At 64.6% G+C, this 20,480-nt stretch carries 20 protein-coding genes; 8 read left to right on the top strand and 12 right to left on the bottom strand.

The features are described from left to right. Positions 1–108: 108 nt before the first annotated feature. Both FHW64_RS33335 and FHW64_RS33340 read left to right on the top strand, forming a co-directional pair. Positions 109–1,461: a PQQ-dependent sugar dehydrogenase gene (locus FHW64_RS33335; RefSeq protein ID WP_409350672.1), complete on the top strand. Its 1,353-nt coding sequence runs from the start codon at positions 109–111 to the stop codon at positions 1,459–1,461. A 24-nt stretch (positions 1,462–1,485) separates the two neighbouring features. Further along, positions 1,486–2,304 carry a creatininase family protein gene (locus FHW64_RS33340; RefSeq protein WP_184533631.1) on the top strand — a complete coding sequence of 273 codons (819 nt, stop codon included), beginning with the start codon at positions 1,486–1,488 and terminating at the stop codon, positions 2,302–2,304. An 8-nt stretch (positions 2,305–2,312) separates the two neighbouring features. Here FHW64_RS33340 and FHW64_RS33345 read toward each other — a convergent pair whose 3' ends face one another. Further along, entirely contained in the window at positions 2,313–2,939 is a 627-nt protein-coding gene (locus FHW64_RS33345) for a YbhB/YbcL family Raf kinase inhibitor-like protein (RefSeq protein WP_184533633.1), read from the bottom strand. A gap of 126 nt (positions 2,940–3,065) precedes the next feature. Here FHW64_RS33345 and FHW64_RS33350 point away from each other — a divergent pair, with 126 nt between their 5' ends. Genes FHW64_RS33350 through cutA form a run of 3 tightly spaced genes read left to right on the top strand, consistent with a single transcriptional unit; the run spans position 3,066 to position 4,032 of the window. Next, positions 3,066–3,311 (top strand): GlsB/YeaQ/YmgE family stress response membrane protein, encoded by a 246-nt coding sequence (locus tag FHW64_RS33350; RefSeq protein ID WP_184533635.1) that lies wholly within the window; start codon positions 3,066–3,068, stop codon positions 3,309–3,311. A 19-nt stretch (positions 3,312–3,330) separates the two neighbouring features. Further along, positions 3,331–3,672: a hypothetical protein gene (locus FHW64_RS33355; RefSeq protein WP_184533637.1), complete on the top strand. Its 342-nt coding sequence runs from the start codon at positions 3,331–3,333 to the stop codon at positions 3,670–3,672. A 24-nt stretch (positions 3,673–3,696) separates the two neighbouring features. Next, positions 3,697–4,032, top strand: coding sequence for a divalent-cation tolerance protein CutA (cutA, locus tag FHW64_RS33360; protein ID WP_184533639.1), 336 nt, complete (start codon positions 3,697–3,699; stop codon positions 4,030–4,032). On the opposite strand, the gene FHW64_RS33365 is transcribed toward cutA, so the two are convergent. After that, positions 4,023–4,697 (bottom strand): histidine phosphatase family protein, encoded by a 675-nt coding sequence (locus FHW64_RS33365; protein WP_184533641.1) that lies wholly within the window; start codon positions 4,695–4,697, stop codon positions 4,023–4,025. The genes cutA and FHW64_RS33365 overlap by 10 nt on opposite strands. Positions 4,698–4,905: 208 nt before the next feature. Here FHW64_RS33365 and FHW64_RS33370 point away from each other — a divergent pair, with 208 nt between their 5' ends. After that, entirely contained in the window at positions 4,906–5,727 is an 822-nt protein-coding gene (locus FHW64_RS33370) for a DUF1266 domain-containing protein (RefSeq protein ID WP_184533643.1), read from the top strand. 39 nt (positions 5,728–5,766) lie between these two features. After that, complete coding sequence (locus FHW64_RS33375) at positions 5,767–8,454, top strand: ATP-binding protein (protein WP_221210609.1); 2,688 nt, start codon at positions 5,767–5,769, stop codon at positions 8,452–8,454. Here the strand turns inward: FHW64_RS33375 and FHW64_RS33380 are convergent. The 8 genes from FHW64_RS33380 to FHW64_RS33415 form a co-directional block, all read right to left on the bottom strand. Next, the gene (locus FHW64_RS33380; RefSeq protein WP_221210608.1) at positions 8,418–9,113 is read right to left on the bottom strand and encodes a response regulator transcription factor; all 696 of its coding nucleotides are present in this window, start codon (positions 9,111–9,113) and stop codon (positions 8,418–8,420) included. The genes FHW64_RS33375 and FHW64_RS33380 overlap by 37 nt on opposite strands. A gap of 136 nt (positions 9,114–9,249) precedes the next feature. Then, positions 9,250–9,882 carry a LysE family translocator gene (locus tag FHW64_RS33385; RefSeq protein ID WP_184533647.1) on the bottom strand — a complete coding sequence of 211 codons (633 nt, stop codon included), beginning with the start codon at positions 9,880–9,882 and terminating at the stop codon, positions 9,250–9,252. A gap of 1 nt (position 9,883) precedes the next feature. Next, positions 9,884–10,570 carry a VOC family protein gene (locus FHW64_RS33390; protein WP_184533649.1) on the bottom strand — a complete coding sequence of 229 codons (687 nt, stop codon included), beginning with the start codon at positions 10,568–10,570 and terminating at the stop codon, positions 9,884–9,886. Between the two features lie 7 nt (positions 10,571–10,577). Beyond that, entirely contained in the window at positions 10,578–11,483 is a 906-nt protein-coding gene (locus FHW64_RS33395) for a PhzF family phenazine biosynthesis protein (protein WP_184533651.1), read from the bottom strand. Between the two features lie 5 nt (positions 11,484–11,488). Then, positions 11,489–12,130, bottom strand: coding sequence for a glutathione S-transferase family protein (locus FHW64_RS33400; protein WP_184533653.1), 642 nt, complete (start codon positions 12,128–12,130; stop codon positions 11,489–11,491). Positions 12,131–12,151: 21 nt separating this feature from the next. Then, a complete protein-coding gene (locus FHW64_RS33405) occupies positions 12,152–13,366 on the bottom strand; it encodes a PLP-dependent aminotransferase family protein (protein ID WP_184533655.1) in 1,215 nt (404 codons plus the stop codon). A gap of 30 nt (positions 13,367–13,396) precedes the next feature. Beyond that, the gene (locus FHW64_RS33410; RefSeq protein ID WP_184533663.1) at positions 13,397–14,329 is read right to left on the bottom strand and encodes a DMT family transporter; all 933 of its coding nucleotides are present in this window, start codon (positions 14,327–14,329) and stop codon (positions 13,397–13,399) included. Continuing rightward, the gene (locus tag FHW64_RS33415; RefSeq protein ID WP_184533665.1) at positions 14,326–14,925 is read right to left on the bottom strand and encodes a LysE family translocator; all 600 of its coding nucleotides are present in this window, start codon (positions 14,923–14,925) and stop codon (positions 14,326–14,328) included. Before FHW64_RS33415 ends, FHW64_RS33410 begins: the two co-directional genes overlap by 4 nt. A gap of 101 nt (positions 14,926–15,026) precedes the next feature. Here FHW64_RS33415 and FHW64_RS33420 point away from each other — a divergent pair, with 101 nt between their 5' ends. Next, positions 15,027–16,451, top strand: a complete 1,425-nt coding sequence (locus FHW64_RS33420) for a PLP-dependent aminotransferase family protein (RefSeq protein WP_184533667.1) — start codon at positions 15,027–15,029, stop codon at positions 16,449–16,451. A 1-nt stretch (position 16,452) separates the two neighbouring features. On the opposite strand, the gene FHW64_RS33425 is transcribed toward FHW64_RS33420, so the two are convergent. Together FHW64_RS33425 and FHW64_RS33430 are read right to left on the bottom strand one after the other, a co-directional pair. Beyond that, the gene (locus FHW64_RS33425; RefSeq protein ID WP_184533669.1) at positions 16,453–18,189 is read right to left on the bottom strand and encodes a phospholipase D family protein; all 1,737 of its coding nucleotides are present in this window, start codon (positions 18,187–18,189) and stop codon (positions 16,453–16,455) included. A 73-nt stretch (positions 18,190–18,262) separates the two neighbouring features. Next, entirely contained in the window at positions 18,263–20,152 is a 1,890-nt protein-coding gene (locus tag FHW64_RS33430; protein WP_184533678.1) for an ATP-binding cassette domain-containing protein, read from the bottom strand. Between the last annotated feature and the right edge of the window lie 328 nt (positions 20,153–20,480).

Genomic DNA, 20,480 nt, shown 5'->3' on the forward strand with positions numbered 1-20,480 from the left:
GCCCGGGTGGCTCCCACGCCTGAAAGCGCCTGTCGCCGACACTCGGGCGCGAAACGGATTGCAGGATACAAACGGATGCCATTTCGTGACGACCCCAGGATGTCGAAGATGATGAGAGCGCTCACTCCCCATGCCGCGCGTACGGCGATGTTCGGACCGATGCTGGCGGTCGCCACGCTGCTCAGTGCTTGCGGCGAGACCGCGAAGCTGCCCACCGAGGCGGGCATCGGCCAGACGCCCGAACTGCCGCCACCGGTCAAGACGATGATCCCCACCATCAACATCGCGCCGGCTGTCGGCTGGGCGGACGCAGCCGGCCCGACTGCGCCGGAAGGCTTCGTCGTGACCGCCTTTGCCCGCGGGCTCGACCATCCGCGGATGGTCTACACGCTGCCCAACGGCGACGTGCTCGTGGTCGAGAGCAATCGGCCGCCCAAACCCGACAACGGTGAAAGCAAGGGACTCATGGCGAAAGTCCGCGACAAGGCGATGGACATCGTCCAGAAGCGCGCCGGCGCCGGCGTGCCGAGCGCCAACCGCATCACTCTGCTGCGCGACACCGACGGAGACGGGGTCGCCGACGTGCGCAAGGTCTTCATCGACAAGCTGATGTCGCCCTTCGGCGTCGTGCTGGTCGGCAAGGAACTGTTCATTGCCAACGCCGACGCGCTGGTCAAGGTGCCGTACACCGACGGCGACATCGCCGCCAGTGCGGCGCCGGTCAAGGTCACCGACCTGCCTTCCGGCATCAACCACCACTGGACCAAGCACGTGGTCGCGAACCGGGACGGCACCAAGCTCTACGTGACGGTCGGTTCCAACAGCAACGTCGGTGAAAACGGGCTGCAGGCCGAGGAAGGGCGCGCGTCGGTTTGGGAGGTGGATGCGAAGACCGGTCAGAAGCGCCTCTTCGCGAGCGGGCTGCGCAATCCGGTGGCGGTGGACTGGGAGCCGACGACGCAAGCGCTCTGGGCGGTGGTCAACGAGCGAGACGAACTCGGCAGCGACCTCGTGCCCGACTACCTCACATCGGTGAAGGACGGGGCGTTCTACGGCTGGCCCTGGAGCTACTACGGCAATCACGTCGATACCCGCGTGGAGCCGCAGCGCCCCGACATGGTGGCGAAGGCCGTCGTGCCGGACTACGCACTGGGTTCGCACCGTGCGCCGCTTGGCATCGCCTTCTCGAGCCCGCGGGGCATGCCGCCGCAATTCGCGAGCGGTGCGTTCATCGGAGAACACGGCTCCTGGAATCGCAAGCCGATGGCGGGCTACAAGGTGGTGTTCGTGCCCTTCGCCAATGGCCGTCCGAGCGGGCAGCCGGTGGATTTCCTGACGGGCTTTCTGTCGGCCGATGAAAAGGCACAAGGTCGGCCGGTTGGCGTGGCCCTCGACAAGAGCGGCGCGTTGCTGGTCGCCGACGACGTCGGCAATGCAGTCTGGCGCGTCGCCCGCGAGTGAAGCCAGGGCACTAAGATCGCCCGCATGAATGCCCCCGCCAGCCGCTTCTGGTCCCGACTCACCACGCGCGACTTCGCAGCGCTCGACCCAGCCACGACGGTTGCGGTGCTGCCGCTCGGCGCGACCGAGCAACATGGTCCGCACCTGCCGCTCTGTGTGGATTCGACGCTGGCAGACGGGATCATCGAAGCGGCGCTGCCGGTATTGCCGGCAGACCTCCCGGTGCTTTTCCTGCCGACCCAGCAGATCGGGCTGAGCCCCGAGCACGCGCGCTTTCCGGGCACGTTGACTCTTTCTTCAGAGACGCTGATCCGGCTCTGGAGCGAGATCGGCGCCAGCGTGGCGCGCTCGGGCATCCGGAAACTGGTGCTCTTCAATGCACACGGCGGACATGTCGGCGCGATGGATATCGTCGCGCGCGAACTGCGCGTTGCGCACGATCTGCTCGTCTACAGCGTGAGCTGGTTCAACCTGCCGCTCGGCGACGCGGGCGCGCAGTTCAGCGCGGACGAACACCGCTTCGGCGTCCATGCGGGGGAGATGGAAACATCGATGATGCTGGCGCTCGCGCCGGACGAAGTCGCCATGGGGGTCGCGCGCGATTTCGATTCGACCTCCCGCCAGCGTGCGCGCGACTACGCGATTCTCGGTAATGGCAAGAGCGCCAAGCTGGGCTGGGCGATGGAGGACTACAACCCCGCGGGCGCTGCCGGGAATGCCGCCGCAGCCACCGCCGAAAAAGGCCGCGCACTGGTCGATGCGGCTGCCAAGCAACTCGCATTGCTGCTTGCCGAGGTCTCGCGCCTGCCGCTTGCGACGATCGGCAACACGCCGAATCCCTGACGCCTTAGTCAGCCGGCAGGTGCTGCACCGGTTGGCACCGCGTCACCGATCTTGATCGACCCGTCGGGCCTCTCGCACGTGCCGATCAGCAGGCCGCTCGCGATGGCGTGCGCTTTCAATGCGTCGAGCAACTCGTCGCGGCCGGGGGTCGAGGAGAACTCATGCGGTGCGCCGAGCGCGAAGATCTGGAACGCATAGCGATGCACGCCGTGGCCCGGTGGTGGATCGGGTGGCAGCCAGGCGGTTCGCAGGTAGGAATTGCGGCCGGTGTGGACGCCCTTCTCATCGTCGTCATCCGACAGCGCACCATCGGGCAGTCCACCATCGACAGCGGGCAGGTCCACTGCGATCGCATGGACCAGCGGATGCGGTGTGGGCGAATCCGCATCTTCGACCATCAGCACCAGCGAGACTGCGCCGGACGGTATGCCGATCCAGTGCAACGGCGGCGAGCGTCCTTCGCCATCCGCCGTGTAGCGCGCGGGCAGCGGCCCGTGATCGGCGAACGCCAGGCTGGAAATCTTGATCGATGCCGTTCCCTGACGCAGGCCGATGGTGTTGAAGGCAATCTTCTCCAGCCCCGCACGCACTTCGTGCAAGGCATGACCGATCGCATCCGGGAGTTTTTCCAGCATGCTGTTCTTATATAGCGTCGGCGGCCGCTGGGTGTGTAGGAACGATTCCTGGGGGCCCGCTATCATCTGGACCGCATCGTTTCGCAACGGCTTGCGCCGTCTTCCTTCCTCTGCCAGGGGCACCGTATGAGCATCGTTTGGACCATTCTGATCGGCTTCGTTGCGGGCTTGGTAGCTCGCGCAATCAAACCCGGCGACGACTCGGCGGGCTTCATCGTCACGACGCTGATCGGCATTGCCGGTTCGCTCGTCGCGACGTACGCCGGGCAGGCCATGGGCTGGTACTCGGCAGGGCAGGGCGCAGGCTTCATCGCCTCGGTGGTCGGCGCAATCGTGCTGCTTTTCATCTACGGACTGATCAAGCGCAAGTGAGATCGCGCCGCTTCGTCGCATGCCAACGCGCAAGACGCGCAGCCGCCATCACCATCACGTCTACGTGATCGAACTCGACGACCGCGTGTGGAACGCGGCGCGGTTCCGTCGGGTGAACCCTGACTACAAGCTTGGCATGCCCTTTGTCTACGTCGGAATGACCGGGCTCGACCCCGACGTGCGATTCGACAAGCACAAGGCCGGCATTCAGGCCAACGCATTCGCGCGTGACTATGGTCTGAGATTGCTGCCGGCGCTCTATGCCATGTACAACCCGATGCCCTACGAAGCTGCACGCGAGATGGAGGTCGAGCTCGGCATCGCGCTGCGCGAGGCGGGGTACGGCGTCTGGCAGGGCTAGCTCTATTCACCCCGGGAGGTGCACATGGACTCAGGCGTTTGCATCGTGATGACGAGCATCGGCACCGAGGACGAGGCTGACGCGCTCGCGGAGGCGATCGTGGAAGCGCGGCTCGCCGCATGCGTCCAGGTGCAGCGGGTGCGCAGCCTCTATATCTGGCAGGACGTGCTGCATCGCGAGCCGGAATGGGTGCTCCACATCAAGACGCTCGATGCGCGATATGGCGCACTCGAAGCCTTCATTCGCGAACGACACAGCTATGAGACGCCCGAAATCGTGCGCGTGCCGATCACCGCGGGTTCTGCCGACTACCTGGACTGGCTCAGGGCTGGCAGCACGCCGCGTCGTGCTCAGGAGTAGGTGACCCAGTTCTCGTACGCCGGCCCGTCGAGATGGGGCAGCGTGTTGTAGGTCACCAGCATGTGGCGTTTCGGCGTGAACGCGAACTCGGTCACGGCTGAATTTCGCATGCGCAGATTGAGCTCCACTGTCGTCGCCGGACTGGTGCCGAGGATGTGGCCCACCGCGGTGGAAATCGGACCCCCGCTCGACACCACGAGCACCTTTGCTCCGTGGTGGCGGGCGCGGACATGGTCCAGTGCGCTGGTCACACCGGCAAGGAAATCCACATAGCTCGGCATGCCGACCGGAGCGGTTCGGCCTTCCATCCACGCATTGAGCCCATCGCGCAGGAGCCGGAAGTGATGCCTGTACATCTCGGGCGTATCCGCCTTCTCCAGCTTTTCGGGATGGATCGTCGCGATGATGGCTTCGCTGTCGTATTCGTTCAGTCCCGGCCAGGGGAGAACATCGTCCCGCGACAGGCCGAGCCCTTCGGCGATGCCCTGCCATGTTTGCCGATGGCGCCGCAAGGTACCGGTGATCACAGCGTCGAACTGCATGCCGCGCTCGCGCCAGTACTCGCCCAGCCGCACTGACTGCTTGTGGCCCAGCTCGCTTAGCTGGTCGTAGTCGGCAGCGCCGAAGCTGGCCTGTCCGTGACGGACGAGATAGAGGGTTCCCATGCGGCGAATTCTGCCAATCGATGCCAGTTTTCCGCGTCACCGCGGTGACCTTTCTTGGTGACCTGCGCCGCGGCGTTGTTCACGACTAAGCGAATCGGCTTTGCCTAGTGACAGACCTTTCAGAGAGTTCTGATGGGTCGCCCGGCGACCCCTTTTTACGATCCCTTTCACTCGATTCGCGGGGCTTTCCGGTCTGAATCGAACCGCATTGGGCGATGGCGCCGCCCGCTCCCTTCTTTCAAGAATTCAAGGAACTCCGATGATGGTTCTGCTTGCTCCTGCGTGGTCTTTCGTGTCGTCGGCCTTCGGTCAATCAAAGCTCGCCGCGCGCGTCGCTCGAGACGTCGAATCTGCTGCGTCCGAGGAAATGTCTCCCGAACTGCTGTTCGGCTGCTTGCTCAGCGCGAACTTCGCCCTGCTGATGAACGACAACTTCAAACAACTGGCGAGCGCCTTGCCCAGGCAGCGAGTCAAGAAGCTGCTGGCGGAGCAATGGGGCATCGAGACGCGCGCAGATTGCATTCGAGTCATCGATCAGGCGATGGCGCGGCTTGGAGAGATTTCTCCAGCGGAGATGAAAGCGGTTGCTGCCTGGCTCGACGAGCGGCATGCAGAGGGCGACGTCGCTCGGCTGGACCGTCTTGTTTCGACCGATGACCTCAGTCATGGCCATCTCAGTGTGCTGGCATGGGACATCCAGCAACTCGCCTATCTGATCCGCCTTGCGCTCGCGGCGGGTCATGTCTCGCGGAACCATGCGGAAGACGTGCTGGAGAGATTGACCATCCGTGCGCGCAAGCACTATGGGTCCTGGCCGGTCTACTCGATGGCAGCGCTGGTCGGCCTTGGCATGCGCAGCTCCATGGAGGTCTTCGAAACGTCGGCGTGGGATCGGTATTCGCGGACGCATTCCGCTTTCGTGAGCGGTCGGCACTCGCCGATCAAATTTGCGTCGCCGTGGGGCGAAGCTCACAAGGCGGCGCCGCATCTTGCAGGGGCCCTGCAGCGGGCCACTGTCGCCACCGTCTGACGGATCGGGTTTGCACCTGACAGCGCTCGAGGTTCATCCGTGCCGCCGTTCTACTCGTCCAATTCCGTGGGGAGCTTTCGCCCACGCGAGGCGTCCGCCGGTCCTTTGCGACGTGTGCTCGATGGCGGAATCTTCGCGACCCTCCTGACCTGCCTTCTCGGCGTCGCGAGCTATCTGTTCGGACGACCGATGGCGATCGTGCTGAGCTGGCATTGGGCAGCGCTGATCTCCGTCGGCATCGTTGCGTTGGCGGTGTTGCGGTTCAAGAGTTCGCTGCGGGCGCAGCGGCGGAGCGACGCACTCAATGCCATCCTCGACGCGGTTCCGCATGCGTTGTTCGTCAAGGACTCCCAACTTCGCTACAAGGCCTTGAACGCAGAGTTCGAGCGCATGTTTCGTGTCGACTCCGAGCGCGTCATCGGCAGGCGCGATCAGGACATCTTCGGCCCCGAGCATTCCGAGCGAAGCGCCTCGCAGGACGGAGAGCTGATGGTCTCGCGCGTCGCGAGCACCTACGACGACGAGATTTCGATCGACGGCGTCCCGCACAACTTTCAGTCTCGCAAGCAGCCCATCTTCGATCAACGGGGCCGGTTTCTGGGGCTGGTCGGAGTTTCGGTCGACGTCACTGCGGAGTTGCGTGTCCGGCGCCAACTGGAGCAATCCCGCGCCGATCTGGAGCTTGCGCTGAGCATTGGTGGGCTGGGTGTCTGGCGCTCGGTTACGCGCCTGCGCACGCATGACGGCCTGAACAATCCGGCGTTTCTGGATTCGGCCATTCATGCGGACCGCCGCATGCGCGAGATCTGCGGGTTTGATGACGACGAGTCGGTGACCTATCGGCAGTTGTTCATGCGCGTCCATCCGCAGGACCGTCCGCCTGTTGCCGCGCGGCTGCAGGAGGTGTATCGCCAACGGCGCGGCGCCTATCGGAAGCAGTTCCGCATCTGCACGCCTGATGGCGGGGAACGCACGCTGGAAGTTCGCGGCAGTTTGTCCGTGCGCAACGATGCGGCCGTTCAGGGGGCCATCGTCTCTTTCATTGGCATCGCCAAGGACATCACCGACGAGGAAGCACTCAAGGCGAACCTTGTGACCAAGGCCGAGGAGGCACGCTCGGCGGTGGATGCCAAGGCCCACTTCCTGGCCATGATGAGCCACGAGGTGCGCACCCCGTTGAACGGCGTGCTCGGCATGATCGATCTCGTGCTGGACACGCCCCTGGACGACGACCAGCGCACCATGCTCGGGCGCTGCCGTGAGTCGTCCGTGTCGCTGCTGACCATCATCAACGACATCCTGGACTTCTCCAAGATCGAGGCGCGCATGCTGGACATCGAGAGCCGGCCGCTGGCGCTGGCCGGCCTCGTGGAGGATGTCTGCGCCACCTTCGGCGCGGAGACCGCGCGCAAGGCCATCGGGCTGAGTTTTCACGTCGATCCGGCCATCCCGCAGTTCGTGGTGGGCGATTCGGTGCGACTGCGCCAGGTGCTCACCAACCTGATCGGCAACGCCATCAAGTTCACCCAGCAGGGCAGCGTGCGGGTGGAGGTGCTGCGCACCGACAAGGGCGAGCTCGAACTGGCCGTGCAGGACACCGGCATCGGCATCGATCCGCGGGCGGTCAGGACGCTCTTCGAGCCCTTCCGCCAAGCCGACATCGCCACCACCCGGCGCTATGGCGGCACGGGGCTGGGGCTGACCATCGTCAAGCAGCTGGTGGAGCTGATGCACGGCAGCGTGCGCTGCGAGAGCGCACTCGGCGCGGGCAGCCGCTTCATCGTGACCCTGCCGCTGCGGCCGTGGGTGCCCAGCGTGGGCTCGGCGCCCGGGCGCAGCGCGCCGCACCGGCTGGCCATCGACGCGGCGGTGAGACAACCGGTGGCCAAGCCATCGTCCGAACCCAGCCAGGCTGGCCAGGGCCAGCGGGTGCTGCTGGCCGAGGACCACCCGATCAACCGCGAAGTGCTCACCCGGCAGCTGCACAAGCTGGGCTACGCCTGCGACTGCGCCGAGGACGGACAGCAGGCCTGGGAGATGCTCGAGGCGCAGCCAGCGCCCGGGGGCGACTACGCCCTGCTGCTGACGGACTGCCACATGCCGCGGCTGGATGGCTACGAGCTGACGCGGCGACTTCGGGAGCGCGAGCGAGAGCGGGGTCTGCCGAGGCTGCCGATCGTGGCGCTGACGGCCAATGCGCTGCAGGGCGAAGCCGAGCGCTGTCTGGCGCTGGGGATGGATGCGTATCTCTCGAAGCCACTGCAGTTGGGGGATCTGCGCGAGGCGCTGTCCAAGGTGCTCCAGAGGGGTGTGGAGACGGACGAAGAGAAGGGTGCGGTGCAGGCTGCTGCGGCCTCCACCGCGCCGCGCTATGCCCGGCTCATGCAGCTATGCGATGGCGACCCGGCCAAGGTCGCAAAACTCGTGGCAGTCTTCGTGGCAGCGACCGAGAAGGACATGCAGGCGATGGAACGGGCCGCTGATGCTGCCAACCACACGGTCCTGCGCCAGCTTGCGCATCGCATGAGTTCGGCCTGCCATCAGCTGGACGAGGACGAGGCGGTGCGTGCGTTCAAGGCCGTGGAGGACAGCGATTCCGACGAGACCTCGCTCGCGCTGTACCCGACTGCTCGCGCCGAAGTCGCCTCTGTCATGCAGCGGGCGACGGCATTCACTGGTTCTCGGCCCGGTCAAGAAATCAGATTGTTTTCACGCGCGAAGGCGTAGATCTCCAGATCGCTCTTGAGGCCAAGCTTGTTCATCGCATCGGTCTTTTGACGACTCACCGTCTTGATGCTGCGTGACAGGCGATCGGCGATCGCGGACACAGTCATCCCGGACGCGAAAAGGCGAAGCACTTCGATCTCCCGCGGCGACAGGCGCGCAACCGTGCCGGCTTCGGAATTGAACTGGCTTTGAAGAAGGCTCTGTTTGAAGGTCGTGCTGACGTAATCCCGTCCTTGGCTCACTGCCTGGATCGCGACCGAAATTTCGGCCATGCCCGCTGACTTGTCGATCAGGCCGCGCACACCGGTGGCGAGGATCGCGCCGATCACGCCAACATTGCCCACCATCGTCAAGACGATCACGGGCAATTCAGGGTAGAGACGACGGATGCGCTGAAGCAGGCCGAGGCCATCGGCCTCTTGGCCCCCCGGCATCGAGAAATCAGTAATGAGCAGGTCGGTGGGCGTGTCGCGCAACATCGCCAGAAGCGCTTCCGGCGAATCGGCTTCGCCGACGATCGAGATGTTCATTGCGCTTTCAAGCACCATGCGCACGCCGGCCCGGATGATGGGGTGGTCGTCAGCGATGATGACGCGCTTATTCATGCAATCAAACCGTTCTTGAAGACTATGGTGCCCCTCGGCATGAGGGGCACGCATTCTACTTGCCGCCAATAGTTCGAAAACCCGCCTTCAATCCAGGGCGGGCCAGTATCGTGCAGCATTTGGTGAACATTGTCACCAATGTCAAATTGGCGGCCGCAAACGCGTCTGCGCTTGCCAGTCAGTCACTTCATCATTTCCGGTCCGTCAGGGCGATCCGGACTGCCAGTGCCGCGAGGACGCTTCCCATCACATAGCGCTGTGCTCGCAGCCAGCCGCGGCTTTTCGACAGAAAGGCGGTGATGCTCGCCGCGCCAAGAACCAGCAGGGCATTGATCCCGCCGCTCACCAGGATCTGGATGGCACCCAGCGCCAGACTTTGCAGCAGCACCGATCCGCGATCGGGATGCAGGAACTGCGGGAAGAACGACAGGTAGAACATCGCCACCTTGGGGTTCAGCACATTGGTCAGGAACCCCATGCTGAACAGCTTGGCTGGCCGGTCATGCGGCAGCAGTCGGGCTTCGAACGGTGCGGTGCCGTTGGGCTTTAGCGCCTGCCACGCGAGCCAGAGCAGGTAGGCGGCGCCGGCGAGGCGAATCGTGTCGAATGCGAAGGGGACTGCGATCAGCAATGCGGTCAGGCCGAGGGCTGCCGCCATCAGGTGCACGACGAAGCCAAGCAGGACTCCTCCGAGCGAAATCAGGCCGGCGGCCCGCCCCTGACAAAGCGCACGGGAAACGCAATAGATCATGTTGGGCCCAGGCGTCAGCACCAACACCAGGGCAGCCAGGGTGAACCATGCGAGTTCGATGGGCGTCAGCACGTCAGATACCTCGTGAATGCAGAGAAACAGTGCCGCGCGGCGTTTCCAGCACGGCATGAATGTTGGGTGCGCCATTGGCGAGTGATACGCCGGAGAGCCCGATGGTGCGCAGCGCGGCTTCGAGATCCGCGGCACGCGGATGCGTGAGATCGAGCGAGCGCAACGTCACACCCGAATCGACCATGCTGTCGCTCGGATGGACGGGGCCCCATTGAATCAGGGTGGGCAGCGCCCCGTAGAACAGTCGCTGGCCGTCGTCGCGCACCGTGATCTGCCATGACAGACGTCCGGCCGGCGTGTCGCGCGAGGCCTCGATCACGTGGCCTCGATCGAGGCGAGCATGGCGCAGTGCCTGCACGGCGACATGAGCATCCGGCACCTCGGCGACGAAGTGCACGAGACGCGGCCCGCTCCGGTCGAGCGCCGCTTGCAGGTGTGCATCGTCGAGATCGAACCACCGATGCTTTGCCGCGCCCCGCGTCGGCCTTGCGCCTGGGTCGATGGCAATGATTTCCAGATATGCGCGCGGGAATGCAGCGCTCGCGATCTTCATCAGCCGGTTGTGCGTGCCCATCAGCGGATGTGCGCCGCCGGCACTCGGCGTGACGCCCAACGTGGCTTCGCACCAGCCCACGCCTTCGTCGAGGCTTCGGGCCGCGATCACCAGATGGTCGACACGCGCTGGCATGGCGGCTCTAGAGCGTGACGTGTCCGTCGATGCAAGTGACCGAATCGCCGCCGACCCAGACCTGCCGGTCGCTGTCGCGTTCGATGTGGACGCGTCCGTCACGACCCAGCACCTGGCCTTGTGATGCGACGTACTGACTCGGGAGATGTCCCTCGGCAATCAGCCACTCGGCGAGGCTCGCGTTGAAGCTGCCGGTGACGGGGTCCTCATCCACGCCGATGGCGGCCGCGAACGCGCGCACTTCGACGCTCGGCGCCGTCTCTTCGGCGCGCACGAAGGCGCGAGCCTCGCGGTTCGATCGCGTGATCAGTGGTGACGTGGTGCCCGCTGGATAGAGGCCGGCAACGCCGACCTTCTGCCCGAGCTCGGCCAGCACATGATGATCGGGCTCGAGCGCGAGCACTGTGTCTGCGTCGTTCAGCAGCAGCCCGAGCCACACCGGACCGTTGTCCAGCAATTGCGCCGTGACGATCTGCTGCGCCCGGATGCCCAGCGCGCTCGCCACCTTCGCCAGCAAGGTCGGGCTCGGCGCGCTGCGTCGCAGCGTGGGCGCGGCGAAGGTCAGCCGCTCGCCTTCGCGCCGGATCGGCACGAGGCCCTTGGCGCACTGCTGAACGATCAGGTTGCCGGCTTTCGGCTTGCCGCCCGCTTGCAGCCAGGCGTGGCAACTTCCCAGCGTCGGATGGCCGGCAAAGGGCAGTTCCCCACCAGGCGTGAAGATGCGCACCTGGTAGTCGGCCGAAGGATCGGTCGGGGGCAGCAGGAAGGTGGTTTCGGAAAGGTGCGTCCATGCTGCGAAGCGCTGCATCGTCGCGTCGTCGAGCCCGGTGCCATCCAGCACCACGGCAAGGGGATTGCCGACATACGGCGTCGAAGTGAAAACGTCGACTTGCTTGAACGGGCGGGTTTTCATCGGAGTCATTCCAGTGGGAGATCGAGAACGCCGCGCGCGCCGGCCCGGCTGCGCAGGTCGGCGAACCACCGCTCGACGTTCGGCCACGAGGGCCGCGTGTATTCGGTCTGCGGCAATCCGAACCAGCGATGCGCTTCACAGCCGACGGGGATATCGGCCATCGTGAAGCGCTCGCCGAGCATGTAGGTGCGCGTCGCGAGGTGGGCGTCGAGCAAAGCGAAGAGCGGCTCGGTGGCGTGCACCGAATGGGCGATCACTTCGGGCCGACGTTGTGCGGCCGGCGTGCGGACCCATTGCCTGAAGGCGTCGCCGCTCACCGGGTTTAGCGTGGTCTGCTGCCAGTCCATCCAGCGCTCGGCGTCGAAACGTTCGGGCAGCGGCTCGGGATAGAGCCGGCCCATCGAATGCTTCGCGCAGAGGTAGCGCACGATCACGTTCGATTCCCAGAGCACGACGCGATCCTCGCCCTCGCCATCGTCGATGGCTGGCACGAGCGCGTTCGGATTCATCGAGAGGTATTCGGGCGTCTGGACCACGCCGAACTTGCCGCCGGCTTCGGTGCGCTGGAAGTCGAGGCCGAGTTCCTGCGCACACCAGACGACCTTGCGCACGTTGATCGAACTGATGCGTCCCCAGATGTTGAGCATTTCAGGTCTTTCCGAATAGCCTCAGTTTGGGTGGGCCGCCATTTGCCGCTCCACTTCGGCGGCGGCGCTGTGCGCGAGCTGTTCGCGGATTGCATCGGCCAGCGCGGCGATCGCGGTATTGATTTCGTCGTCGCTGGCGGTCACGAAGGACAGACGCAGCGTCCGCGGATCGCCTTCGCCCGCATAGAACGGAAGGCCCGGCACGAAGGCCACGCCGCGCTCGACCGCCTTGGGCAGCAGCGCGACGGCGTCCACGCCAGCCGGCAGTCGCAACCAGAGGAACATGCCGCCGTTCGGCTTGTTGAACTCGACCTGCAGGCCATTCATTTCGCGCGTCAGCGCGGCGAGCATCACGTCGCGCTGGCGCTTGTAGAGCGCGCGAATCGTGGGCACGTGCTTGCTCAGGAAGCCGTCCTTCATGACCTCGGACACCATCCGCTGGTTGAAGCTTGGCGTGTGCAGGTCCGCCGCCTGCTTGGCTTGCAACAGCTTGGGGAAGATCGCCTTCGGTGCGACAAGGAAGCCGAGCCGGAGGCCCGGTGCCAGCACCTTCGAGAACGAACCGAGGTAGATGCAGCCTTCCGGATTGCGCGCGGTGAGCGGCAGCGGCGGTGCTTCATCGAACCAGAGTTCGCCGTAGGGGTTGTCTTCGATGATCGGCAGGCCCGCTTCGGCCGCTGCGGCGGACACGGCAGCGCGGCGTTCTTCGGTCATCGTGCGACCGGTCGGGTTCTGGAAGTTCGGCAGCAGGTAGATGAAGCGCGCGTCCTTCGACTTGGCGACCATGTCGTCCACCACCACACCTTCGTTGTCGCTCGCGACGCTCACTGGTTCGGGCTCCATCGGCGAGAAGGCCTGCAGGGCGCCGAGGTAGGTCGGCGTTTCGACCAGCACGCGGCTGCCGGGATCGAGAAGCACTTTGGCGATCAGGTCGAGACCCTGCTGCGAGCCGGTCGTGATCAGCACCTGGGCCGGGTCAACCTTCCAGGGGAGCATCTGGCTCACGGCTTCCCGCAGCGGGCCGTAGCCTTCGCTGGCCGCGTATTGCAGCGCTGCCTGGCCGTCCTTGTGCAGCACGTTGGCGCAGGCTTCGGCGAATGCAGAGATCGGGAAGGTCTTGGACGAAGGCAGGCCGCCGGCCAGGCTGATGATGCCGGGGCGTTCGGTGACCTTGAGGATTTCACGGATCACCGAAGGATTCATCTTTTCGGCCCGTGCGGCGAGTTTCCATTGCATGTCTTGACTCCTTGAGGTGTGTGTGAATCGCTATCGCGAAGCCGGAGCGAGCGCGGTGGGCGTGGCAGGTTGCGAAAGCCGCTTGCCGGCGATCACGGTGGCGACGACGGCGGCCGCGAAGCCGAGCGTAACGATATCGAGAGGCTCGCCCAACAATGGCATCGCGGCGAGGATGGAAAGAAAGGGTTGCAGCAGTTGCGTCTGGCTCACGCGGAGTGCGCCGCCCATCGCCAGGCCGCGGTACCACGCGAAGAACCCCACCCACATCGAGAACACCCCGACATAGACGAACCCGACCCAGGCCGATGCGGCGACCGGCTGTTGCGGCCAGAGAAAGATCGTGCCCGGCAGCGTGACCGGCAGCGCGAGGACGCACACCCAGCAGATCACGCGCTCCGCGCCAAGCGCTGGCGTGACCTGTGCGCCGTAGATGTATCCCAGCGAGGCCGCGAACACCGCGCCGACCAGCAACAGGTCTGCCCATTCGAAGCCAAAGCCCGTGCCGTGGCCCGAGGCGCGAAGCAGCGAGAACGCCACTACGAGGGCGCTGCCCGCTACTGCGCAAAGCCAGAAGCCGAGTCGCGCGCGCTGGTGCAGCACCCATGCGGCGCACGCTGCCGTGACCAGCGGAAGAAGTGCGGTGATGACGGCCGCATGGCTCGCGCTGACGACGCGCAGCGCGTAGGCCAGCAAGAGCGGATAGCCGATCGCGTTGCCCATCACTGCCATGCCCAGCGGCCGCCAGTGGTTCGGCTTCGGTCGCGGCGCGCGCGTGACGAGCAGAAAGATCGTCGACAGCACGCCTGCAAGTGCCGCGCGTCCAAGCGTCACGAACCAGGGTGAGAGCTGCGGATCGGCCTGTGTCCCGGTGGCAAGGCGCGTCATCGGCAGCGTGACAGCGAAGAACGCCACGCCGAGCACGCCCAGCCACATGCCGAGGGCTTCGTCCCGAGTCTTTGTCATACGCTCAGCATCCACCAGGCGGTGAGAACCAACACGGCGCCCATGAGGCGGTTGAACCACAGCAGTCGCTGTCCCTGCGCGAGCCAGTGGCGCAATAGCGCTCCGGCGACGGCGTAAGTCAGGTTGCTGACGAACGCGTAAAGCAGCATCACCGGTGCCACGATCGCGAGCCGCTGCAGTGCATCCGGCTGCCCGGCGATCCAGCCCGCCACCAGGGTGAGCGCCAGCAACCACGCCTTGATGTTGAGGAACTGCAGCATCACGCCTTGCTTGAAGCCGACGTTGAGACGCTGGCCATCCGCCTGGGCGAGCGATGCACTGCGGCTGAGCTTCCAAGCCAGCCAGAGCAGATAGACGATGCCGAATGCCTTGATCCCCCAGCGCAGCGACGGAACTGCCACCACCAAGGCGCCGACGCCGGCGGCGCACAACAGGAGCAGCAACGTCCAACCCACGGGGACCGCAATCACGAAGCGCATTGCGCGCTGCAGGCCGCCGTTTGCGGCCAATGCGGTGGACAGCGTCGTGTTCGGACCGGGCGAGAAGCTCATCGCCGTGGCGAGCACCAGCAGCGCGGTGAATTCTTGCCAGTTCATTGGACACACTTTAAACTGAGGACCATTACAGTAGCAGTACAGTTGGTCAAACAAGGGGTCGGTCTGTATTGGTTCACCGATCGACACAGAAGCAAACACATATGCTGACACGAACCTCTTCGCAGTCTCTGACCGGCCAGCTTGCGGACCGGTTTTCGGAGCGGATCCGCAACCGTTTGCTCGCGCCTGGCGCGCGCCTGCCTTCGGTGCGCGAATGCGCGCGCCAGCAAGGCGTGAGCCCGCATACGGTGGTGGCCGCATATGACCAACTGCTTGCGCAGGGCCTCATCGAAGCTCGACGACAGAAGGGCTTCTATGTGCGCGACGCGGCGGCCGTGAACGGCACGGCGTCGATGAGCATGAGCTTCGTCAGCCAGCCGGCGCCTGTACCGGTCGTGGCCGCGGATGCCAGCACACTGATTCGCGGCATGTTCCACCGGCCGAGCGACAAGCCACAGCCCGGCATGGGTGTGTTTCCGCCCGATTGGCTCGAATCGACCTTCATGCCTGCTGCGTTGAGACGCGTCACCGGCGCCAAGTCCCTCCAAGAGTTCTCGCTGCAGTACGGCGAACCAGCCGGAGACAGCGGCCTGCGCCGCAGCCTCGCGACCAAGCTCGCCCGCATCAACGTGCCTGCGGGGCCCGACCAGATCGTGACGACCGTCGGCGCAACGCACGCGCTGGACATCGTCAGCCGGACCCTGCTGCGGCCCGGCGATCCGGTGATGGTCGAGGAGCCCGGGTGGGCGCTCGAGTTCGCGCGACTCGAGGCGCTTGGTATGCGCATCCTGCCGGTGCCGCGGCATGCCGACGGGCCGGATTTGGAAGTGATGGAGCGCTATTGCAACGCCGGTGAAGGCCATCGGCCGAAGCTGTTCGTGAGCGTCAGCGTGCTGCACAACCCGACCGGATACAGCCTCAGCCCGGGCAGCGCGCATCGCGTGCTGCAGCTCGCGAACAAGCACGACTTTCATATCGTCGAGGACGACACCTACAGCCATCTCGCGCCCGAACACGCGACGCGGCTGTCTTCGCTCGATGGGCTGCAGCGCACCGTCTATGTGAGCGGCTTCGCCAAGATCCTCGCGCCCAACTGGCGCATCGGCTTTCTTGCGGCCTCCCCGGAGTTGGTGGGGCGCTTTCTCGAAACCAAGCTGATCGCGACATTGACCACCCCTTCGTTGTTCGAGCGCGCCTTGGCCTGGTGCATCGACCAGGGCCAGTTGCGCCGCCACGCCGAGCGCATTCGCCTGCGGCTCGATGGCGCGCGCGGGCGCACGGTCAAGCTAGCGCTGAACGCGGGGTGCACCCTCGCTGCAGAACCTGCCGGCCTGTTCGGTTGGGTCGACACCGGCGTCGATACGGACGCCCTGACGCAGCGCATGCTCGACGAGGGTTATCTCATTGCGCCAGGTTCCCTTTTCCACGCTCGACGTCCGCCCACCACACTGATGCGGATCAATTTCGCGACAGGGCAGGATGCGGCGTTCTGGAAGGTGTTCGCGCGCGTGCGCGATCAGCTCTGACTCAGAGAAGGGTGTCCGGCGCCAGCGGTCCGAAGAGCTTCAGCATCAGCCGAAGACTGGGGCTTGCGTCGGGCTCGGTGGTTTCGTCCTTCAACCCACTGCCCTGGGGTGCGTGCCACACGAGCCGGCCGTCCACTTCTTCGACATGCCAGGAACCCTCGCGCAGCGTGGTCTCGATTTTCTCGGTGGTGACGCGCGCGAGTTCGTTGCTGCGGATCAGCACCGCGATCTCGGTGTTCTGAAGCTGCGAGCGCAGATCGAGGTTCATGGAGCCGACCACCACCCACTCGCCGTCCATGACCAGCCCCTTGGAATGCAGCATGGAGCGGGATTCGCCTGATGCGCCGGTGCTACCCGACGAGCCGAACGTGCTGCGCAGACCAGCCTGTTCGCTTCGGAGTTCGTAGAGCTCGACGCCCATCTTCAGCAACTCTTCGCGATGGCGCGCATAGCCTACGTGGGCGACTGGCGCATCGTTCGAGGCGAGGGAGTTGGTCAACACGCGGATCCTGACGCCCCGAGAGAGTGCGGCGGCAAAAGCCTGCTTCATGTCCGGCCCGGGGACGAAATAGGGGGAGATGATCAGAAGGTCCTTCTTCGCGAGGCCGATCAACTGCAGCAATCCTTCGACCACGGTGTCTCCTTCGGAGGCCGCATTGAGCGCGACCTGGAGCGCGCCGCTTCTGCCTTTGTCGGCCGTGCGCGCCTTGCGGTCGGGGATCTCGACGCCGGGCGCCTTGCGTTCGCTACCCGCTGCACTCGATCGGTCCGATGGGATCTTGGCCGGCTTGTCGACTATCACGGCGGCTGGCGCCCAGATGAAAGAGGCAGTCCGGAGGTCCATGGGTTGCCGGTCCCAGCGAGGGAGGTGCGGATCGGTTCGCGCCCCGTCGCCTTCATCGGCTTGCGATTCCTGCGGCGCGGTCCGTTCGCGCTCGGCTGCCGCCTTGGCGTCGGCGCGGATCTTTTCGAGTTCCTCGCGTTTGACCAGCGACTCCACCGGGTATGCACGCTCGTTGTTCCAGTAGGCATCGAAGCTGCGCGAGAGATCCTGCACGACCCGGCCGGCTACCAGTACGTCGAGATCGAGGAAGTTGGCGTTGGGCGCATTGCCGAAGTACGCGTCGCCCAGATTTCGGCCGCCGGTCACTCCAAGGACGTTGTCGGCGACGAAGAGCTTGTTGTGCATTCGCTGCTGAATGCGCGAAGCGTCGTCGATCGAGTTGACGAGCCGCGACAGCGTCGATGTTCTTGCGCCGGCCAACGGATTGAACATCCGCATCTCGATGTTGGGCTCGAACGCGAGGTACATCACGACAGCGTCTCGACCGGTGCTGTGGAAATCGTCGAGCAGGATGCGCACCCGCACGCCCCGCCGGGCAGCGTCTCGCACCGCGCGGAGCAGGTGCGCGGTGCTTGCGTCGGCATGGATCGAGTAATACTGCAGATCCAGCGTCTTCTGAGCACCCTGTGCCAGTGCGAGCCGGCTGCCGTAAGCGGCCGGCGGGCCGTCGACTAGGAGGAAGCCGGAATCAAAGCGCGTCGCGGCTGCTTCGCGGCGCTGCTTCACCAGCAGCGCCAGGGGCGTGTCGGCCGGCGATTCCAATGCGGTCGAAATAGGCCGCTCGACGTTCTTGGGTAACTCGGCACACGCCGACAGGCACAGGACCATGCCGAGTGCGGCGCCCAGGCGGAGCAGCGTAGTGGACAGTCGTCTGAATGGGTTGGGTGACCTCATGCGGCATTCGAAAAGCCTCGACGCCGCTTGTATAGCGCGGCCTCCGGACGCCGCACGTCAGACAAAGACGCTGCTATCCCTGGCCGACCGAGCCGAGTTCTTCCCAGCGTTCGAGCGCGGTAAGCAGTTCCTCTTCGATCTGGGCGTGGCGCTCACCCAGTTCCGCCGCGCGGGACGCGTCAGTTCCGTAGATTGCGCCGCCGTCCTTCTCGAGGGTTTCTGCGATCTGCTTCTGCTCGTCTTCCAGGTCGGCAATCCGGGATGGAAGCATCTCGAGTTCGCGCTGTTCCTTATAGCCAAGCTTTCGCTTGGGGCTGCTTCGCTGGGGCGCGGGCGGAGGCGGCGCGGCTGGAGCGGGCGCGGATGTGGCTGCACGCTGTTCTGCAATCTCGCGGGCGCGCTTGGATTGGGTGAGCCAGTCCTGGACGCCGCCCTCGTATTCGCGCCAGCGGCCATCGCCTTCGTACGCGATCGTGCTCGTCACTACGTTGTCGAGGAAAGTGCGGTCGTGGCTAACCAGGAAGACCGTCCCGTCGTAGTTCTGCAGCAGGTCTTCGAGCAGTTCGAGCGTGTCGATGTCGAGGTCGTTGGTGGGTTCGTCCAGCACCAGGACGTTGGCCGGCCTTGCGAACAGCCTTGCCAGAAGCAGGCGGTTGCGCTCGCCGCCGCTGAGAGATCGCACGGGCGAATGTGCGCGTGCAGGAGAGAACAGGAAGTCGCCGAGGTAGCTCTTGACGTGCTTGCGCTGGGTCCCGATCTCGATCCATTCGCTGCCAGGACTGATGAAGTCCTCGAGCGTCGCGTCGAGGTTGAGCGCGTTGCGCATCTGGTCGAAGTACGCCACCTGCAGGTTGGTGCCGCGGCGTATCGTGCCGGCGTCAGGCTCGAACTCGCCGAGGATCAACTTCAGCAAGGTCGTCTTGCCTGCGCCGTTGGGGCCGACAAGTCCCACCTTGTCACCGCGCAGGATCGTGCTTGTGAAGTTGCGCACGATGGTCTTGTCGCCGAAGGACTTCGACGCACCGGTCAATTCGGCGACGATCTTGCCGCTGGCCTGACCGGAAGAGACGTCCATGTTTACGCTGCCCAGTGCTTCGCGGCGCGCGGCCCGGCTGGCCCGCAACTCCATTAGGCGGTTGATTCGACTCTGGCTCCGAGTGCGACGGGCTTCGACGCCCTTGCGTATCCAGATCTCTTCTTGTGCGAGCAGCTTGTCGGCCTTGGCGTTGATGATCGCTTCCTGCGCGAGCTGCTCCTGCTTCTGCACGAGGTATTGCTCGAAGTTGCCGGGGTACGAGGTGAGCTTGCCGCGATCCAGCTCCACGATTCGGGTTGCGACACGATTGAGAAAGCTCCGGTCGTGCGTGATCGTGACCACGCTGCCCTTGAAGTCGATGAGCAACTGCTCGAGCCATTCGATGGAATCGAGATCAAGGTGATTGGTCGGCTCGTCGAGAAGGAGAATGTCTGGCGTAGCAACGAGCGCCTGCGCGAGAGCCACCCGCTTGCGGGTACCGCCCGAAAGTGCGCCGACGCGTGCCGTGCCGTCTAGATGCAGGCGATGAAGGGTCTCTTCGACACGCTGCTCCCAGTTCCATGCGTCGAATGCCTCGATTTGCGACTGAAGCGCATCCAGGTCGGTGCCAGGTGCGGCGGACAGATATTGATCGCGGAGCGCGATGACGTGCGCGATGCCGGCACTTGCCGCAGTGAACACGTCCGCATCCATATCAAGTGCGGGCTCCTGGGCTACATATGTGATCCGTAGCCCCTGTTGAACCTGCAGCGTTCCGTCGTCGGCCTTTTCCATGCCCCCGATGATCTTCAGGAGCGACGACTTGCCAGCGCCGTTCCTTCCTATCAGGCCAATGCGCTCAGATTCGATAAGGGAGAAGTCTGCGTGGTCGAGCAGTGGAACGTGACCGAACGCCAGTTGCGCGTCGAGAAGGGTGATGAGTGCCATGTGTCCCGGATTATCGGATCGGGCTTGGCAGGCTGGTGTCGATAGCGATTGATTGGCTACAGGAATGGCATATACTCGCCGGCTCGACTGAAACTGCGCAAGCAGGGCAGAAGAAAAAAGAGCTGAAGTGTTGACGATGTTCTCAAAAACAGGTCATAATCGAAGGCTCCGCTGAAACGACGGATCGCAAGAAACGTCGAAGGAGAAAAGACCCCAGAGATTGACGGGATATTAAAAACTCTGTCATAATCGAGGGCTCCGCAAAACACAGCGACGAGTTAGATCCTTCGGGGTGTGGCGAGTTGAGCGGAGGGAAGAAAAGAAAAAT

Source organism: Variovorax sp. Sphag1AA, assembly GCF_014192575.1.
Classification (GTDB): domain Bacteria; phylum Pseudomonadota; class Gammaproteobacteria; order Burkholderiales; family Burkholderiaceae_C; genus Variovorax.

Coding starts and splice junctions, on each gene's coding strand:
- FHW64_RS33335 (WP_409350672.1), top strand. CDS start 109: ATGATGAGAGCGCTCACTCCCCATGCCGCGCGTACGGCGATGTTCGGA.
- FHW64_RS33340 (WP_184533631.1), top strand. CDS start 1,486: ATGAATGCCCCCGCCAGCCGCTTCTGGTCCCGACTCACCACGCGCGAC.
- FHW64_RS33345 (WP_184533633.1), bottom strand. CDS start 2,939: ATGCTGGAAAAACTCCCGGATGCGATCGGTCATGCCTTGCACGAAGTG.
- FHW64_RS33350 (WP_184533635.1), top strand. CDS start 3,066: ATGAGCATCGTTTGGACCATTCTGATCGGCTTCGTTGCGGGCTTGGTA.
- FHW64_RS33355 (WP_184533637.1), top strand. CDS start 3,331: ATGCCAACGCGCAAGACGCGCAGCCGCCATCACCATCACGTCTACGTG.
- cutA (WP_184533639.1), top strand. CDS start 3,697: ATGGACTCAGGCGTTTGCATCGTGATGACGAGCATCGGCACCGAGGAC.
- FHW64_RS33365 (WP_184533641.1), bottom strand. CDS start 4,697: ATGGGAACCCTCTATCTCGTCCGTCACGGACAGGCCAGCTTCGGCGCT.
- FHW64_RS33380 (WP_221210608.1), bottom strand. CDS start 9,113: ATGCGTGCCCCTCATGCCGAGGGGCACCATAGTCTTCAAGAACGGTTT.
- FHW64_RS33390 (WP_184533649.1), bottom strand. CDS start 10,570: ATGCCAGCGCGTGTCGACCATCTGGTGATCGCGGCCCGAAGCCTCGAC.
- FHW64_RS33395 (WP_184533651.1), bottom strand. CDS start 11,483: ATGAAAACCCGCCCGTTCAAGCAAGTCGACGTTTTCACTTCGACGCCG.
- FHW64_RS33400 (WP_184533653.1), bottom strand. CDS start 12,130: ATGCTCAACATCTGGGGACGCATCAGTTCGATCAACGTGCGCAAGGTC.
- FHW64_RS33405 (WP_184533655.1), bottom strand. CDS start 13,366: ATGCAATGGAAACTCGCCGCACGGGCCGAAAAGATGAATCCTTCGGTG.
- FHW64_RS33410 (WP_184533663.1), bottom strand. CDS start 14,329: ATGACAAAGACTCGGGACGAAGCCCTCGGCATGTGGCTGGGCGTGCTC.
- FHW64_RS33415 (WP_184533665.1), bottom strand. CDS start 14,925: ATGAACTGGCAAGAATTCACCGCGCTGCTGGTGCTCGCCACGGCGATG.
- FHW64_RS33420 (WP_184533667.1), top strand. CDS start 15,027: ATGCTGACACGAACCTCTTCGCAGTCTCTGACCGGCCAGCTTGCGGAC.
- FHW64_RS33425 (WP_184533669.1), bottom strand. CDS start 18,189: ATGAGGTCACCCAACCCATTCAGACGACTGTCCACTACGCTGCTCCGC.
- FHW64_RS33430 (WP_184533678.1), bottom strand. CDS start 20,152: ATGGCACTCATCACCCTTCTCGACGCGCAACTGGCGTTCGGTCACGTT.